This is a genomic window from Holdemania filiformis DSM 12042 (assembly GCF_000157995.1).
Taxonomy (GTDB): Bacteria; Bacillota_I; Bacilli_A; order Erysipelotrichales; family Erysipelotrichaceae; genus Holdemania; species Holdemania filiformis.
On sequence record NZ_GG657561.1, the window covers coordinates 251,423 to 265,224 of the forward strand.

General features: G+C 53.1%; 14 protein-coding genes and 1 riboswitch. Of the genes, 13 read left to right on the plus strand and 1 reads right to left on the minus strand.

What is annotated here, in order from left to right:
• Positions 1 to 15 precede the first annotated feature (15 nt).
• From HOLDEFILI_RS13825 to HOLDEFILI_RS13850, 6 genes are all read left to right on the plus strand, one after another.
• On the plus strand, positions 16 to 678 hold the full coding sequence (locus HOLDEFILI_RS13825; protein ID WP_006060417.1) for a D-sedoheptulose-7-phosphate isomerase: 663 nt from the start codon (positions 16 to 18) through the stop codon (positions 676 to 678).
• 278 nt (positions 679 to 956) lie between these two features.
• A complete protein-coding gene (locus tag HOLDEFILI_RS13830) occupies positions 957 to 1,676 on the plus strand; it encodes a tyrosine-protein phosphatase (protein ID WP_006060418.1) in 720 nt (239 codons plus the stop codon).
• Positions 1,677 to 1,678: 2 nt separating this feature from the next.
• Positions 1,679 to 2,311, plus strand: coding sequence for a lactate utilization protein (locus tag HOLDEFILI_RS13835; RefSeq protein WP_006060419.1), 633 nt, complete (start codon positions 1,679 to 1,681; stop codon positions 2,309 to 2,311).
• Positions 2,312 to 2,542: 231 nt separating this feature from the next.
• Positions 2,543 to 3,058: an antiterminator LoaP gene (gene loaP, locus HOLDEFILI_RS13840; RefSeq protein ID WP_006060420.1), complete on the plus strand. Its 516-nt coding sequence runs from the start codon at positions 2,543 to 2,545 to the stop codon at positions 3,056 to 3,058.
• An 83-nt stretch (positions 3,059 to 3,141) separates the two neighbouring features.
• A complete protein-coding gene (asnA, locus tag HOLDEFILI_RS13845) occupies positions 3,142 to 4,155 on the plus strand; it encodes an aspartate--ammonia ligase (protein ID WP_039865067.1) in 1,014 nt (337 codons plus the stop codon).
• 46 nt (positions 4,156 to 4,201) lie between these two features.
• On the plus strand, positions 4,202 to 4,699 hold the full coding sequence (locus HOLDEFILI_RS13850) for a hypothetical protein (protein ID WP_006060422.1): 498 nt from the start codon (positions 4,202 to 4,204) through the stop codon (positions 4,697 to 4,699).
• 136 nt (positions 4,700 to 4,835) lie between these two features.
• Here HOLDEFILI_RS13850 and HOLDEFILI_RS19380 read toward each other — a convergent pair whose 3' ends face one another.
• Positions 4,836 to 5,084, minus strand: a complete 249-nt coding sequence (locus HOLDEFILI_RS19380) for a hypothetical protein (protein WP_156788952.1) — start codon at positions 5,082 to 5,084, stop codon at positions 4,836 to 4,838.
• Positions 5,085 to 5,107: 23 nt separating this feature from the next.
• A riboswitch (purine riboswitch) is annotated at positions 5,108 to 5,209 on the plus strand.
• 64 nt (positions 5,210 to 5,273) lie between these two features.
• Between HOLDEFILI_RS19380 and purE the strand changes: the two genes are divergently transcribed.
• From purE to HOLDEFILI_RS13890, 7 genes are all read left to right on the plus strand, one after another.
• Positions 5,274 to 5,771, plus strand: a complete 498-nt coding sequence (purE, locus tag HOLDEFILI_RS13860; RefSeq protein ID WP_006060424.1) for a 5-(carboxyamino)imidazole ribonucleotide mutase — start codon at positions 5,274 to 5,276, stop codon at positions 5,769 to 5,771.
• Positions 5,772 to 5,785: 14 nt separating this feature from the next.
• On the plus strand, positions 5,786 to 9,511 hold the full coding sequence (locus HOLDEFILI_RS13865; RefSeq protein WP_244264335.1) for a phosphoribosylformylglycinamidine synthase: 3,726 nt from the start codon (positions 5,786 to 5,788) through the stop codon (positions 9,509 to 9,511).
• A complete protein-coding gene (gene purM / locus HOLDEFILI_RS13870) occupies positions 9,508 to 10,533 on the plus strand; it encodes a phosphoribosylformylglycinamidine cyclo-ligase (protein WP_006060426.1) in 1,026 nt (341 codons plus the stop codon). Before HOLDEFILI_RS13865 ends, purM begins: the two co-directional genes overlap by 4 nt.
• Positions 10,530 to 11,096, plus strand: coding sequence for a phosphoribosylglycinamide formyltransferase (purN, locus tag HOLDEFILI_RS13875; RefSeq protein ID WP_006060427.1), 567 nt, complete (start codon positions 10,530 to 10,532; stop codon positions 11,094 to 11,096). The genes purM and purN overlap by 4 nt, the downstream gene beginning before the upstream one ends.
• 7 nt (positions 11,097 to 11,103) lie before the next feature.
• A complete protein-coding gene (purD, locus tag HOLDEFILI_RS13880; protein WP_006060428.1) occupies positions 11,104 to 12,360 on the plus strand; it encodes a phosphoribosylamine--glycine ligase in 1,257 nt (418 codons plus the stop codon).
• Positions 12,361 to 12,708: 348 nt separating this feature from the next.
• Positions 12,709 to 13,401: an AzlC family ABC transporter permease gene (locus HOLDEFILI_RS13885; RefSeq protein WP_006060430.1), complete on the plus strand. Its 693-nt coding sequence runs from the start codon at positions 12,709 to 12,711 to the stop codon at positions 13,399 to 13,401.
• Entirely contained in the window at positions 13,398 to 13,724 is a 327-nt protein-coding gene (locus tag HOLDEFILI_RS13890; RefSeq protein WP_006060431.1) for a branched-chain amino acid transporter permease, read from the plus strand. Before HOLDEFILI_RS13885 ends, HOLDEFILI_RS13890 begins: the two co-directional genes overlap by 4 nt.
• Positions 13,725 to 13,802: the final 78 nt, after the last annotated feature.

Sequence of the window (13,802 nt, forward strand, 5' to 3'; positions counted from 1 at the left end):
AGGGGGATTATTAAAATGCTTGAACTGGAAAAACGATTGTTGAAACATATTGAACTGTTGTTAGAACGATATCCATCTCTGAAAATTGTAAAAGATGATATCATTGGTGCATATCTCCTGTTAGAAGAATGTTATGAAAATCACGGCAAATTGCTTGTGGCTGGCAATGGTGGATCCGCTGCAGATGCAGAGCATATCGTTGGCGAACTGATGAAAGGTTTTAAAATGCCACGAAAGTTGAAAATTAATTTTGCAGAGAAACTTGTTGCAGAAAATCAGGAACTAGGCACTGTCTTGGCTGAAAACCTACAGGGAGCTCTACCCGCAATTGCACTGGATGGTCATCCAGCGTTGTCAACAGCTTACATGAATGATTGTGAGCCGTTGCTTTGCTTTGCACAGCAAGTAAATGGATATGGCAAAGTTGGAGATGTTTTCCTTGGTATCTCCACGAGTGGTAATAGTAAGAATGTTCTGTATGCAGCAACAACAGCACACGCTAAAGGCTTGAAAGTTATTGGTTTAACAGGCGCAAAAGAAAGCAAACTGATAGATATGAGTGATGTTTGTATCCGAGTTCCACAGATTGAAACTTATATGATTCAGGAACTTCATCTGCCTATTTATCACTGTCTATGTCTGATGCTTGAAGATAAGTTTTTTACAGAAATAACTTAAGAGTCGAGGAGTATTATATGAAAATTATTGTTGTTAGTACTGGCCGTATCGTCGTATTCGTTGCAACCTTATTGCTTCAATTTAGTGAGGTTATGATGAAAGACGTTTAATCTCGTTAAGCATAAAAAATTACAATTCAGAATGAGTACGACATTGATTAATGAAAGTATATATCGTTAGTTTATATAAAATAACAAATCTTCTTCAAAATCTTTTTTAATAGTAATAACTCTTCGATTACGTTACAATATTCCCTAGATACAGAAAGGGATGGCAATATGGTAAATAAACCGATCCTGCAAGGAACGCACAACACCCGCGAGTTAGGCGGCTATCCACTTAAGGATGGTGGACAGACAAAGAGAGATCGTTTTCTTCGCAGTGACTCTTTATGCGGTTTAACGCTGGAAGACCGGCAGATTTTAAAGGAAAAAGGATTATCGTTAGTCATTGATTTACGCTCTGAGTTTGAACAGGAACAAGCGCCGGATCCGAAGTTGGGCGTAGAGCATCTGAGCTTTCCGCTGTTGGATCAGGTGAATTCCGGGATGAGCGCATCGGGTTTTCCCTCTGATATGGGCCAGGTTTATATCGGCCTGCTGGATCACAGTCAGAATACGATAAAAAGAGTATTTGAAGCGATGGCAGACACCGCAGGGTGCGTCCTGTTCCATTGCACCGCAGGAAAGGACCGCACGGGCGTAACGGCAATGCTGTTGCTGGACTTGGCCGGGGCTGACGAAGACCTGATCGTCGAGGATTACGCGGCAACCGCCTTGTATCTGAATCCACATTTGAAGGATCAGCTGGCAATGCTGAAAAAGATGGGAATTCAGGATCCTGACGCCGTTTTGGGATCGCCAAAATCCAATATGATCCGCACGTTGGACCACTTGCGGAAAACGTATGGGTCGGCTGAAAAATATTTAAGACAGATCGGCCTGAGTGGTGCTAAAATAGAAGTGCTGAAAGAATCATTGCGGGAAAGGGTGGAGTGATAATGGATAAGCATACGCAAACGCTGCGGTGGACGCAGATGCTGCAGGCGAAGAAAAAACTCGAAGACCATCAGTTTCAAGTCGATCTGTTTCCGACACAAAAAGAATGCCTTGAATATTTGAAGGGACTGCTGAAAGATCAGGTATCGGTCAGCGTCGGCGGGTCCATGACGTTATTTGAAACTGGCATTATTGATTTTCTTGAAAACAATCAGGACATACACTATCTGGATCGTTATCACAGCGATCATCCGCACGAGATTTATCACGCGGCGCTGTCCTGCGATTATTTTCTGACCAGTACCAACGCCGTTACGATGACCGGTGAATTATACAATGTGGACGGCAATGGAAACCGTGTTGCTGCCATGATTTATGGACCGGAACACGTTTTGGTCATCGCCGGCTCCAACAAGCTCGTCAAGGATCTGCAGGCAGCTCAGGATCGTGTGAAGACCCTTGCGGCTCCGGCGAACTGTGTCCGTTTAAATAAGGATAACCCGTGCACAAAGATCGGCTATTGCGCCGATTGCCAATTACCGACCCGGATTTGTTCCGCCGCAGTCACGCTGCAGCGCAGCCATGTTCCAGGACGCATTCATGTCTTGTTGATCAACGAAGATCTCGGTTATTAATTCAATACTCTTCAGGCGGTCGAATTCGGCCGCCTTTCTTTTTGAATCCGACACTTTAAAAAAGGAAATAGAAGTCTGCCAAAGCCGTTGAGAATCATTCTTTAAAAGCTATAGCGAAGTCTTTCTTTCCCAGAAACACTTTGTGAAAGTAGAAACAATAGGGTTTGTTTCTTGACATTTCCGGGTGAACTTTGTATCCTTTAAAAGATTCTTGTCGAAAGGGGAGATCGAATGAACTGGTATGTATTGTTTGTCCGCGGCGGCATGGAAGAAAAAATCCGCGATTTTTTTCTCAGCCAGGGACTGAACGCCTTCATTCCGAAGATGAAGGTCGTCTTCAGAAAACAGGGAATCTCCGAACTCGTTGAGAAGATTATGTTTCCCGGTTATTTGTTCATTGAAAGCGAGCTGGAACAAGCGGCGATGGACGAGCAGATTAAGGAACTGCGGATGCAGAAAACGGGAATCGTCAAGCTGTTGAAATTTGATAAAGAAGGAACCCCGGCGCTGCGCAGCGAGGAGAAGGACTATCTCGAGCGGCTGCTGGGCAAAAATAAGGTGCTGGAACACTCCACCGGTCTGATTCAGGGCAATCAGGTCATCATAACCGAAGGTCCGCTGCAAGGCTTCGAGTCGCAGATCGTGAAGATCGACCGGCATAAGCGGAGAGCTGTGCTGGAACTGGAGCTTTGCGGTCAGCCGAGGCGCGTCAGCGTTTCGCTGGAAATCGTTCAAAAGATTGATTAAGGGCAGGAGAAATTCCTGTCTTTTACTTTTGTTATGACGAGGATGCTGGTATAATAAAAGACAGTTTTGAAATGGGGGATACCATGTCGATCGAACACTGCATACTGCCTGAGCATTACCGCTCGCTGCTTAACCAGAAAGAAACCCAGATGGCGATCAAATTCGTCAAGGATACCTTTGAACGCAAGCTGGCGGACAACCTGCGCCTGATCCGCGTCAGCGCTCCACTGTTTGTCGAAGCCGCCAGCGGTCTTAACGACAACCTCAACGGCGTGGAGCGCCCGGTTCACTTTGACGTCAAGGAAACGCAGACGGAAGCGGAAATCGTTCATTCGCTGGCGAAGTGGAAACGGCTGGCGCTTAAACAATATGACTTTGGTCCCGGCGAGGGTTTATATACCGATATGAACGCGATCCGCCGCGACGAAGATCTGGACAATCTGCACTCGATTTACGTCGACCAGTGGGATTGGGAAAAAATCATCCTGCGGCCTCAGCGGACGCTGGAGCAGCTGGAAGAAACCGTGCGCCTGATCGTGCGCAGCTTAAAGGAAACCGACGAGGTGCTGTGCGCCAATGTGCCGCAGATCACGCCGATCATTGAAGAAAAAGTCAAGTTTATTACCGCGCAGGAACTGCTGGACCACTATCCGTCGTTGACGGCGAAGCAGCGGGAAGACGCGGTCACGAAGGAATACGGTACGGTCTTTATTGAACAGATCGGCGGTCAGCTGAGCAACGGTCAGCCGCATGACGGCCGGGCGCCGGACTATGACGACTGGAAGCTCAACGGCGACTTGCTGATCTGGGACGCCGTTTTGAATCGGGCGATGGAAATCTCATCGATGGGCATCCGTGTCGATGAGGCCAGCATGATCGATCAGCTGAACAAGGCCGGCTGTCCGGAACGTTCAGTGCTGCCGTTTCACCGCGCGTTATTGGCGGGGGATCTGCCGTTAACGATGGGCGGCGGCATCGGTCAGAGCCGAATCTGTATGCTCCTTTTGCATAAGGCGCACATCGGTGAAGTCCAGGCTTCGCTGTGGCCGCCGATCATGCGCAAGCTGTGCCACGATAACGGAATCGAGCTGCTTTAATAAACCGCGGCCATCCAATAAAATTACAACACAAGGAAGGAACTCTATGGAAATTTTTAATCTTATTTTACTCCTCTTTTTTGCCGGAGCCTGCGTCTGGCTGATCCGGATTCTGCTGCGGCAGAAGAAAGCGATTCAGATTTACTGCTGCTTCTGGACGGCGTCGCGGATAATGATCCTGATCGCTGCTTCACTTTGCTTTCTGCCGTTTCTGGCGATGGACTTCAGCCCGATGACGGTTCTGCGCTCGGTCCTGATGGCGGTGGTCATTATCATGTTTGCGCTGATCAGCGACGGTTTAGGCAGCGACGGCTTCATGTATATGGGCAGCGCGGTGCCATTTGACGCGATTACTGAGTATGATGTGAAGGAAGTCAAGAATAAATGCAAGGTTGTGATGACGGTCAAGGAAGTGGACAAGAAGGGCAAAACCTCGTTGACGCAGCTGACGTTTGACTTTAAGAAAGAACAGAAGGACGAGGTCGCCAATCGTTTAAAAGTGGCGATCGGCAAAAAATACCGCCGGATGAAGCTGGAGCGTTAAGGCTCTCGCTTCTTTTTTTCTGTGGGGATTGCGGCGCTGTCATCTGAGCTTTTCAGCTTTGATTTTCTATCCTTATATTATAGGGCAGCGAACTCTGCGGCAGAAGCAGCCATATCCGTCGCCGACACACGGTGGCTTAAGATCCAGTATGCTTCTTTCGATGACGCGGCAAAGCGGGAAGATCGAGGCGGCTTTGCCGACGCTGAGGCAGCAGCGGCCTGAAGCTTGCCCTGATTTTAGGTAAAATCTCAACAAAACCGAAGAAAAAGCCTTTTTTTGCCTGCGCGTTTATGGTATTATATCCGCGTGAAAGGTGACTGGTGAGCAATGACAAAGATGAGCATTTCCATGGAGGATACTTTTCATAAAAATCAAAATTAAGCATGGGTGTTTTGCACCTGTGTTTTCTTTTTGACGTCTTGGTGATTTTGTATAATCGTGGGAATAAGGCTCACAAGTTTCTACCTTGCTGCCGTAAACGGCAAGACTACAAAACGAAGGCTTTTTTGTTTTTGTTTTGTAGACATTGGAGGTTCTCTGATGTCTTTTTCTATTTCTAAATTCAAGGAGGAGTATGAAAATGGAAGAAAAAGCAGTAGTTGGGATCGTCATGGGTTCAATGAGCGATTATGAGGGAAACGTTTCATTCACCTGTGAAACACTGGAATCCTTCGGTATTCCGTATGAAAAGATCGTGCTGAGCGCGCACCGCACACCGGATGAAACGATCGAATACGCAAAAACGGCGTATGACCGCGGGTTAAAGGTGATCATCGCGGCGGCCGGAGGCGCGGCGCACCTGGCGGGTGTGATCGCCGGCTGCTCGACATTGCCGGTAATCGGCATCCCGATGAAGACCAGCACGCTCGATGGTCTGGACAGCCTGCTTTCCATCGTTCAGATGCCGGCCGGGGTTCCGGTAGCGACGGTTGCGATCGGCAAGGCCGGATGCAAAAACGCGGCTGTGCTGGCGGCGACGATGCTGGGGGCGTTTGATCCGGAAATGCACAAGAAGATCGAAGCGCACAAAGCGGACATGAAGAAAAACGTCTTAGAAAATATGAAATTCTAGAAATGGAGAAGACCATGAGTTTGATAAACAAGCGTATCTTTGTAGAAAAGAAAGACCGCTTCCGCACGGAGGCCCAGGATCTGTATAACGAATTAAAGGAAAATCTGCAGCTGAGCGCCGAAGGTCTGCGGCTGTTCAATATTTACGATATCTTCGATATTGACAGCGAAGATTATGAAAAGGCTAAGAAAACCGTCTTTACCGAGGTCATGACCGACACGCTTTACGAAACACTGGATTGCCAGGGCAAGACGGTTGTCGTCTGGGAAACTCTGCCGGGTCAATATGATCAGCGCGCCGACAGCGCGATGCAGTGCGTCAAGCTGCTCAATCCCGCTTCCGCCTGCCGGATTACGACCGGAAAGCTGATGATGCTGGAAGGGGAGGTCGACGGCGAAATGCTGAAGAAAATCGAAGCCTACGTCATCAACCCGATCGAATCCCGTGTCAAGGATCTGTCCCGCCTGGCGGTCGATCAGAATGTCGACGTCAAACCGCTGGAACAATTCCCGCATTTCATTGAGATGAACGCCGCACAGATTCAGGCGTTTGTGAAAGAACATGGCTTAGCGATGAGCGAAGCTGACCTGGCCTTGGTCCAGCGCTATTTCCGCGAAGAAGAAAAGCGCAATCCGACGGAAACGGAAATCCGCGTGCTCGATACCTATTGGTCCGATCATTGCCGGCATACGACGTTTGAAACCTGCTTAAAGAACGTAACGATCACGACCGACCGCTTTGGCGAGCAGATCCAGCAGGCCTATGACCGCTATCTGCAGCTGCGGCACGGGTGCAACCGGGATGAGAAGCCGCAGACGTTAATGGACATGGCGACGATCAACGCGCGCGACCTGCGCCGTCAGGGAAAATCGCCGGAGGTTGAGGTCAGCGAGGAAATCAATGCCTGCAGTGTTTTTATCGACGTCGATCATGACGGCCAGACTGAAAAATGGCTGCTGATGTTCAAAAATGAAACGCATAACCACCCGACTGAGATCGAACCGTTCGGCGGTGCTTCCACCTGCATCGGCGGGGCGATCCGCGATCCGTTAAGCGGACGCAGCTACGTCTATCAGGCGATGCGCGTCAGCGGCTGCGGCAATATTTTAGAGAAACTGGAAGACACGATCCCGGGCAAGCTGCCGCAGAAAGTGATCTCCAAGAAAGCGACACACGGCAATTCTTCGTACGGCAACCAGATCGGTCTGCCGACGACGCATGTCCGCGAAATCATCCATCCGAGCTACGTTGCCAAGCACATGGAAGTCGGCGCGGTCGTCGGGGCGGCGAAGGCGGAAAACGTCGTGCGCCAGTCTCCGGAAGCAGGCGACGTCGTCATTCTGTTAGGCGGCAAGACCGGCCGCGACGGCATTGGCGGGGCGACCGGGTCCTCGAAGGAACACAATTTAAAATCCTTAGAAGTCTGCGCCAGCGAAGTTCAGAAGGGCAACGCTCCGGAAGAACGCAAGATTCAGCGGCTGTTCCGCAATCCGCAGTGCACCCGTCTGATCAAAAAATGCAACGATTTCGGTGCTGGCGGCGTCTGTGTCGCGATCGGCGAACTGGCTGACGGATTGGAAATCCATCTCGATCAGGTCCGCACGAAATACGCCGGCCTAAATGCGACGGAAATCGCGATCAGCGAAAGTCAGGAACGAATGGCCGTTGTCGTCCGGGCGGCGGATGAAGCGAAGTTCATTCAGCTGGCCGCGGAAGAAAATCTCGAAGCTTACCGTGTGGCGGAAGTCACCGATACCGCCCGCTTGGTCATGAAAATGAACGATCAGACGGTCGTCGATCTGGCGCGCCGGTTTATCGACACCAGCGGCGTGCGTCAGGAAGCCAACGTGGAGATTGCCACGCTGGAAGGCGCCAATCCGTTTGGCTGCGATAAGCCGTTAACCAAAGAGGCGATCCTGGCAACGATGGCGGAACCGAACGTCTGCTGCCAGAAGGGCTTGGGCGAAATGTTTGACGCGTCGATCGGCTCGACGACGGTCTTAATGCCTTACGGCGGCAAGACGCAGCTGACGCCGGCTCAGGCGTCTGTTCAGAAGCTGCCGGTTCTGGACGGCAAGACGACGACCTGCAGCGTGCTGACCTACGGTTTCAATCCGCGAATCATGGAATACTCGACCTATGTCGGAGCGATGGACAGCGTGCTGGAATCCATGGCCAAAACGGTGGCCTGCGGCGGCGATTGGGAACGAATCCATTTCTCGTTCCAGGAATATTTTGAACGGCTGAATCAGGATCCGCAGCGCTGGGGTAAGGTGACTGAAGCGCTGTTAGGCGCGATGCAGGTGCAGGACTATTTCCAGAAGGCCGCGATCGGCGGCAAGGACAGCATGTCCGGCACGTTTAACGACAAGCACGTCGTGCCGACGTTGATTTCCTTTGCCTGCAGCGATGCGAAGACAAACAATATCATTACCCCGCAGCTGAAAACCCCGGGCAACCGCCTGGTTGTCTTCAAACCACAGATCAGCGAGGAGGGACTGCCGGAGCTGTCCAGCTATAAGACGATGTTTGCGGCGGTCAGCGAAGGGATCCGTCAGGGCACGATCGTTTCCGCCTATGTCGGGGAAGAAGGCGGCGCGCTGGCAGCCTTGTTCAAGATGAGCTTCGGCAACCGCCTGGGCTTTGCCATCGAGGGCGGTCAGGAGCTTCTGCAGCTGCAGCCGGGATTGATCGTCGCGGAAGTCACGCCGCAGTTTGCGGATGAGCACGCGGCGGTGATCGGTGAAGTGAAGGCCGGACCGCAATACCGCATCAATGAACTGAAGCTGAGCCAGGACGAAGTGCTGGCCGCCTGGATGGGGACGCTCGGGTCGCTCTATCCGGTTTACAGCAAGGGCGAAGCACAGACGCTGCCGATCCGCGATCAAAAGCGTAAGCAAGATTACCTTTGCCGTCAGTCCAGCGCGGAGGTCCGCGTCCTGATTCCGGTTTTCCCGGGCAGCAACTGCGAATACGACACCCGCCGGGCGTTTGAGGAAGAAGGCGCGAAGGTTACGATCTTCGTGTTCCGCAACCAGAACGAACAGGCGATCTTCGATTCCATCGATCAGATGGCCGCGCTGCTGGACAACAGTCACATCCTGGCGATTCCGGGCGGTTTCTCTGCCGGCGACGAACCGGACGGTTCGGCGAAGTTCATCGTCAACATTCTGCAGAATGAAAAGATCAAAGCGGCGGTGACCCGCCTGCTGGACCGGGATGGTCTGATCTTGGGCATCTGCAACGGCTTCCAGGCGCTGATCAAATCCGGACTGCTGCCGTATGGCGAAATCCGCACGCTGGACGAAACCAGTCCGACGCTGACCCGCAACCACATCAACCGGCATATCTCCAGCGTCGTCAGAACCCGCGTCGCCAGCACCTGCTCCCCATGGCTGCAGGGCCTGGAATGCGGCGAAGTCTATTCAATTCCGGTGAGCCACGGCGAGGGCCGGCTGGTCGCGGACGAGGCGATGATCGAGCAGCTGTTTGCCAACGGCCAGGTTGCGTTCCAGTATTGCGATGAAACCGGCACGCCGACGATGGATCCGACAGCCAACCTCAACGGTTCCGACTGGGCGATCGAGGGCCTGGTTTCCCCGGATGGCAAGGTATTGGGAAAAATGGGTCATTCCGAGCGTTACTTCACGGATGTCTTTAAAAATATTGACGGAGAAAAGAAACAGAATATTTTCGCCAACGGGGTAAATTACATCCGGGGCAAGGGAGGAAAAGCATGAGCACACAGTACGAAAAGGCCGGGGTATCCCTGGAAGCGGGGTATGAATCGGTACGGCTGATTAAGAAACACATTGAGAAAACCCGCCGCTTCGGCATGATGGGCGGCATCGGCAGCTTCGGCGGCATGTTTGATTTAAGCGCACTGAACATGAAGGAACCGGTGCTGGTCAGCGGTACCGACGGCGTCGGCACCAAGCTGAAGCTGGCCTTTATGATGGATAAACACGACACGGTCGGACAGGACGTCGTCGCGATGTGCGTCAACGACATCATCGCGCAGGGCGCCGAACCGTTATTCTTCCTCGATTACATCGCGGTGGGTAAAAACCATCCGGAGAAAATCGAGCAGATCGTCAAGGGCGTGGCCGAGGGCTGCGTGCTGGCCAACTGCGCGTTAGTCGGCGGGGAAACGGCGGAGATGCCGGATATGTATGATGAAGACGATTACGATATCGCGGGCTTTACGGTTGGCGCGGTGGAAAAATCCAAGATGATCACCGGAGAGAAAACCAAAGCGGGCGATGTGGTGATCGGTCTGGCTTCCAGCGGCGTGCACTCCAACGGCTTCTCGTTAGTCCGCAAGATCGTTCTGAAAGATAACCACCTTGATTTGAACACGAAGTTTGACGAATTGCAGGACTCCCTGGGAAATACGCTGCTGACGCCGACACGGATTTATGTCCGTCCGGTGCTGGAGGTGCTGAAGCAGGTTGATGTCCACGGCGTCGCGCACATCACCGGCGGCGGATTTTACGAGAACATGCCGCGCTGTCTGAACCCGGGCTTAGGCATTGAGATTCATCTCGGCACATGGGAAGTGCTGCCGATCTTCCATGTTCTGCAGCAGCTTTCCGGCATGGAAGAAAAAGAGATGTACAACGTCTTCAACATGGGGATCGGCATGATTCTGGTCGTCGATCCGGCGGATGCGGACGCGACGCTGGAAATCTTAAAAGCTCAGGGTGAAAAGGCCACGGTCATCGGGGTGGTGACCGATCAAGAAGGGATTGACATTCAATGAAGCGCATCGCCGTCTTCGCTTCCGGCACCGGCACGAACTTTGAAGCGATCGCCGACGCGATCGAAGCCGGTCAGCTGAACGCGGAAATCACGTTGGTCGTCGTCGATAAGCCAGGCGCACCGGTCATTGAAAAGGCGCAGAAGCGCGGCATTGACGTGTTTGCGTTTAATCCGAAGGACTATCCGTCCAAGCCGGATTACGAACGTGAGATCATCGCCCGCTGTCAGGCTCACGGTGTGGAGTGGATCGCGCTGGCCGGGTATATGCGGCTGTTGTCGCCGGTGATGCTGGAAGCGTATGATCAGCGGATTGTGAATATCCACCCTTCGCTCTTGCCGGCGTTTAAAGGCAAGGACGCGATCGGGCAGGCGATTGAATACGGCGTTAAGGTGATGGGCGTGACGATCCATTATGTCGACGCGTCAATGGACGGAGGCCGGATCATCGCTCAGCGCGCCTTCGCGGTGCAGCCGCAGTGGAGCAAGGAAGAAATTGAAGCGCAGGTGCATGCGATCGAGCATGTCCTGTATCCGGAAACGTTAAAAACGCTGGTGGAGGAATAAAGAAGCTATGGCAAAAGTATTGGTGATTGGCGGCGGCGGGCGCGAACATGCGCTGGCCTGGAAATTCGCGCAGAGTCCGCAGGTGGAAAAAGTCTATGCGGCACCGGGAAATCCCGGCATGGCGGCGGTAGCCGAATGCGTAGCCATCGGTGTGCTGGAATTTGACAAGCTGATCGCGTTTGTTAAAGAAAAGGCGATCGACCTGACGTTCGTCGGACCGGAAGTTCCGCTCTGCGAAGGAATTCAGGACGCGTTTGCGGCCGCGGGGCTGGCTGTGTTTGGACCGAGCAAGGCGGCGGCTCGGCTGGAAGGCAGCAAGGTGTTTTCCAAAGCGATGATGCATAAATACAACATCCCGACCGCGGCGTATGCCAGCTTTTCCGATTATGAAGAAGCGAAAGCGTATTTAGAGAAGCAGCCGGTTCCGGTCGTTTTAAAGGCGGATGGCTTGGCCGCGGGCAAGGGCGTCATCATTGCCCAGACGCAGGAACAGGCCCAGTCTGCGCTGAAAGAAATGATGTGCGGGGGTCTGTTCGATCAGGCTGGATCTTCGGTGGTCATTGAGGAATACTTAGAAGGCGAGGAGTTCTCGCAGCTGGCGTTTGTCAACGGGACGACCGTGATCCCGATGGAGATCGCACAGGATCACAAGCGGGCTTTCGATCATGACGAAGGCCTCAATACCGGCGGCATGGGCGCTTACACGCCGGTGTCGCATCTGTCGCGGGAAGTCGTGAGGGAAGCGATCGACAAGATCGTCCGGCCGATGGCTGCGGCGATGGTGGCGGAAGGCTGTCCGTTCACCGGAATTCTCTACGCCGGCTGCATGGCAACCGCGCGCGGAGTGAAGACGATCGAATACAATGTGCGCTTCGGCGATCCGGAAACGGAAGTGCTGATGATCGCGCTGCAGGACGACCTGTATGAAATCTGCACGCAGGTGCTGAAGCATCAGGAAATGCCGCTGCATTGGTCATCGGAACCAGTCCTGGGCGTCGTTCTGGCCAGCCAGGGCTATCCGGAAAGCTCGACCAAAGGCGCGCCGATCCGGAATCTGGAAACGGTAAACGCAACGGTGTTCCACATGGGAACCGCGGAAAAGGACGGTCAGCTGGTTACCGCCGGGGGCCGCGTCTTGTTTGTCGCCGCCCAGAGGCCGACGCTGAAGGAAGCACAGGCTGCGGCGTATGCCGAGATCGCAAAAATCGACTGCGACGCGCTGTTTTATCGTCATGATATCGGCGCCCGGGGACTGGCGGATTAGTTGACAGCGCCCGCTCTTTGCGGTAAACTAGCGATACGGATAGGAGGGTGTCATGACGAAACCCAAGAAAACATTTCAGAAAATCATGGTGATCGGCCTGGTCAGCTTCATCTGTCTGATGATGATCCTGAATACCATTCTGATGTTCTAACCGTTAAGGACAGTCAATCAGGTCGTTCATAAAAGACCGCCGCGGTGAAAGCCCGGGCGGGAATAGAAGCTAACAATGAATCAGGAAGCGGAAGGACAATGCGGAACTTCCGCTTTTCTCTATCGTATCCCCGCTAGGATCTGGATAAGGAGAGGGAGACGATGGAAGGTTAAGGTTTGATAAGGGGGAAGCAAGGTATGGATCAAACAAAAAAAGAGGCGCTGACATCTTCGCTGGCGGTGTTTCCCGGCTATCTGGTCGTCGGCATCGCGTTCGGGCTGCTCGCTCAGCAGCATCAGATCGGCTGGGGCTGGGCGCTGATGATGAGCGTGCTGGTGTATGCCGGTTCGATGCAGTTTGTCGGGATTCAGCTGCTCGCGCAGGCAGCCAGTCCGCTGCAGGTCATCCTGATGACGCTGGCGGTGAATCTGCGGCATCTGTTTTACGGTTTTTCGTTTCTGCGGGAGTTCGGCGAACGGGGAGTGCGCCGCTTGTATCTGATCTTCGGCCTGACGGATGAAACGTATGGTCTGTTATGTCAGAAGAAGCTGGAGAACAAAGCGGAGCCGCAGCGCCTGTATTTCTGGATTACGCTGCTGGATCAGCTGTGGTGGGTTCTCGGCACGCTGATCGGGGCGGCCGCCGGGGCCGTCATTCCCTTTGATACGACCGGGATCGATTTTGCGATGACGGCGCTGTTTTTTGTCACCTGTCTGGATCAGCTGAAATCAGCGGTCACTCCGATTCCGACGCTGGTGGGTTTGATCAGCGCAGTCGCGGCGCTGGTCCTGTTCGGCGCGGACGGGATGATTCTGCCGGCGCTGGTGATGATTGCCGCAGGTCTGCTCGGCCTGCGCCCGGTTTTGGAAAGAAGGGGGCTGAAGGCATGAATTCATCAATGTTTTTAGCGATTCTGTTGATGGCGGCGGTGACGTTTCTCACGCGCTGGCTGCCGTTTGCGGCGTTCCGGCCAGGACAGCCGATCCCGAAGACCATCGCGTATCTGGGGCAGGTGCTGCCGTTAGCGATGATGGCGATGCTGGTGGTGTACGGCCTGCGCTCTACGGACTGGCTGGGATCCAATCACGGCCTGCCGGAGCTTTTGGCGCTGGCCGTGACCGGTGTTATTCATGGCTGGAAGCGCAACAGTCTGCTCAGCATCGGCTGCGGCACGTTGTTCTATATGGTTCTTGTCCAGCAGATTTTCCGGTAGTCTGAAAAGTCAGAAAACGCGGAAATCGAGAAAACAGGGCTTGAAAATTTTCCATTCAAGCCCTGGTGAAAATCTGGT

Coding starts and splice junctions, on each gene's coding strand:
- purD (WP_006060428.1), top strand. CDS start 11,104: ATGGCAAAAGTATTGGTGATTGGCGGCGGCGGGCGCGAACATGCGCTG.
- purM (WP_006060426.1), top strand. CDS start 9,508: ATGAGCACACAGTACGAAAAGGCCGGGGTATCCCTGGAAGCGGGGTAT.
- HOLDEFILI_RS13830 (WP_006060418.1), top strand. CDS start 957: ATGGTAAATAAACCGATCCTGCAAGGAACGCACAACACCCGCGAGTTA.
- HOLDEFILI_RS13865 (WP_244264335.1), top strand. CDS start 5,786: ATGAGTTTGATAAACAAGCGTATCTTTGTAGAAAAGAAAGACCGCTTC.
- asnA (WP_039865067.1), top strand. CDS start 3,142: ATGTCGATCGAACACTGCATACTGCCTGAGCATTACCGCTCGCTGCTT.
- purE (WP_006060424.1), top strand. CDS start 5,274: ATGAAAATGGAAGAAAAAGCAGTAGTTGGGATCGTCATGGGTTCAATG.
- purN (WP_006060427.1), top strand. CDS start 10,530: ATGAAGCGCATCGCCGTCTTCGCTTCCGGCACCGGCACGAACTTTGAA.
- HOLDEFILI_RS13835 (WP_006060419.1), top strand. CDS start 1,679: ATGGATAAGCATACGCAAACGCTGCGGTGGACGCAGATGCTGCAGGCG.
- HOLDEFILI_RS13890 (WP_006060431.1), top strand. CDS start 13,398: ATGAATTCATCAATGTTTTTAGCGATTCTGTTGATGGCGGCGGTGACG.
- loaP (WP_006060420.1), top strand. CDS start 2,543: ATGAACTGGTATGTATTGTTTGTCCGCGGCGGCATGGAAGAAAAAATC.
- HOLDEFILI_RS13850 (WP_006060422.1), top strand. CDS start 4,202: ATGGAAATTTTTAATCTTATTTTACTCCTCTTTTTTGCCGGAGCCTGC.
- HOLDEFILI_RS13885 (WP_006060430.1), top strand. CDS start 12,709: ATGGATCAAACAAAAAAAGAGGCGCTGACATCTTCGCTGGCGGTGTTT.
- HOLDEFILI_RS19380 (WP_156788952.1), bottom strand. CDS start 5,084: ATGCTTAATTTTGATTTTTATGAAAAGTATCCTCCATGGAAATGCTCA.
- HOLDEFILI_RS13825 (WP_006060417.1), top strand. CDS start 16: ATGCTTGAACTGGAAAAACGATTGTTGAAACATATTGAACTGTTGTTA.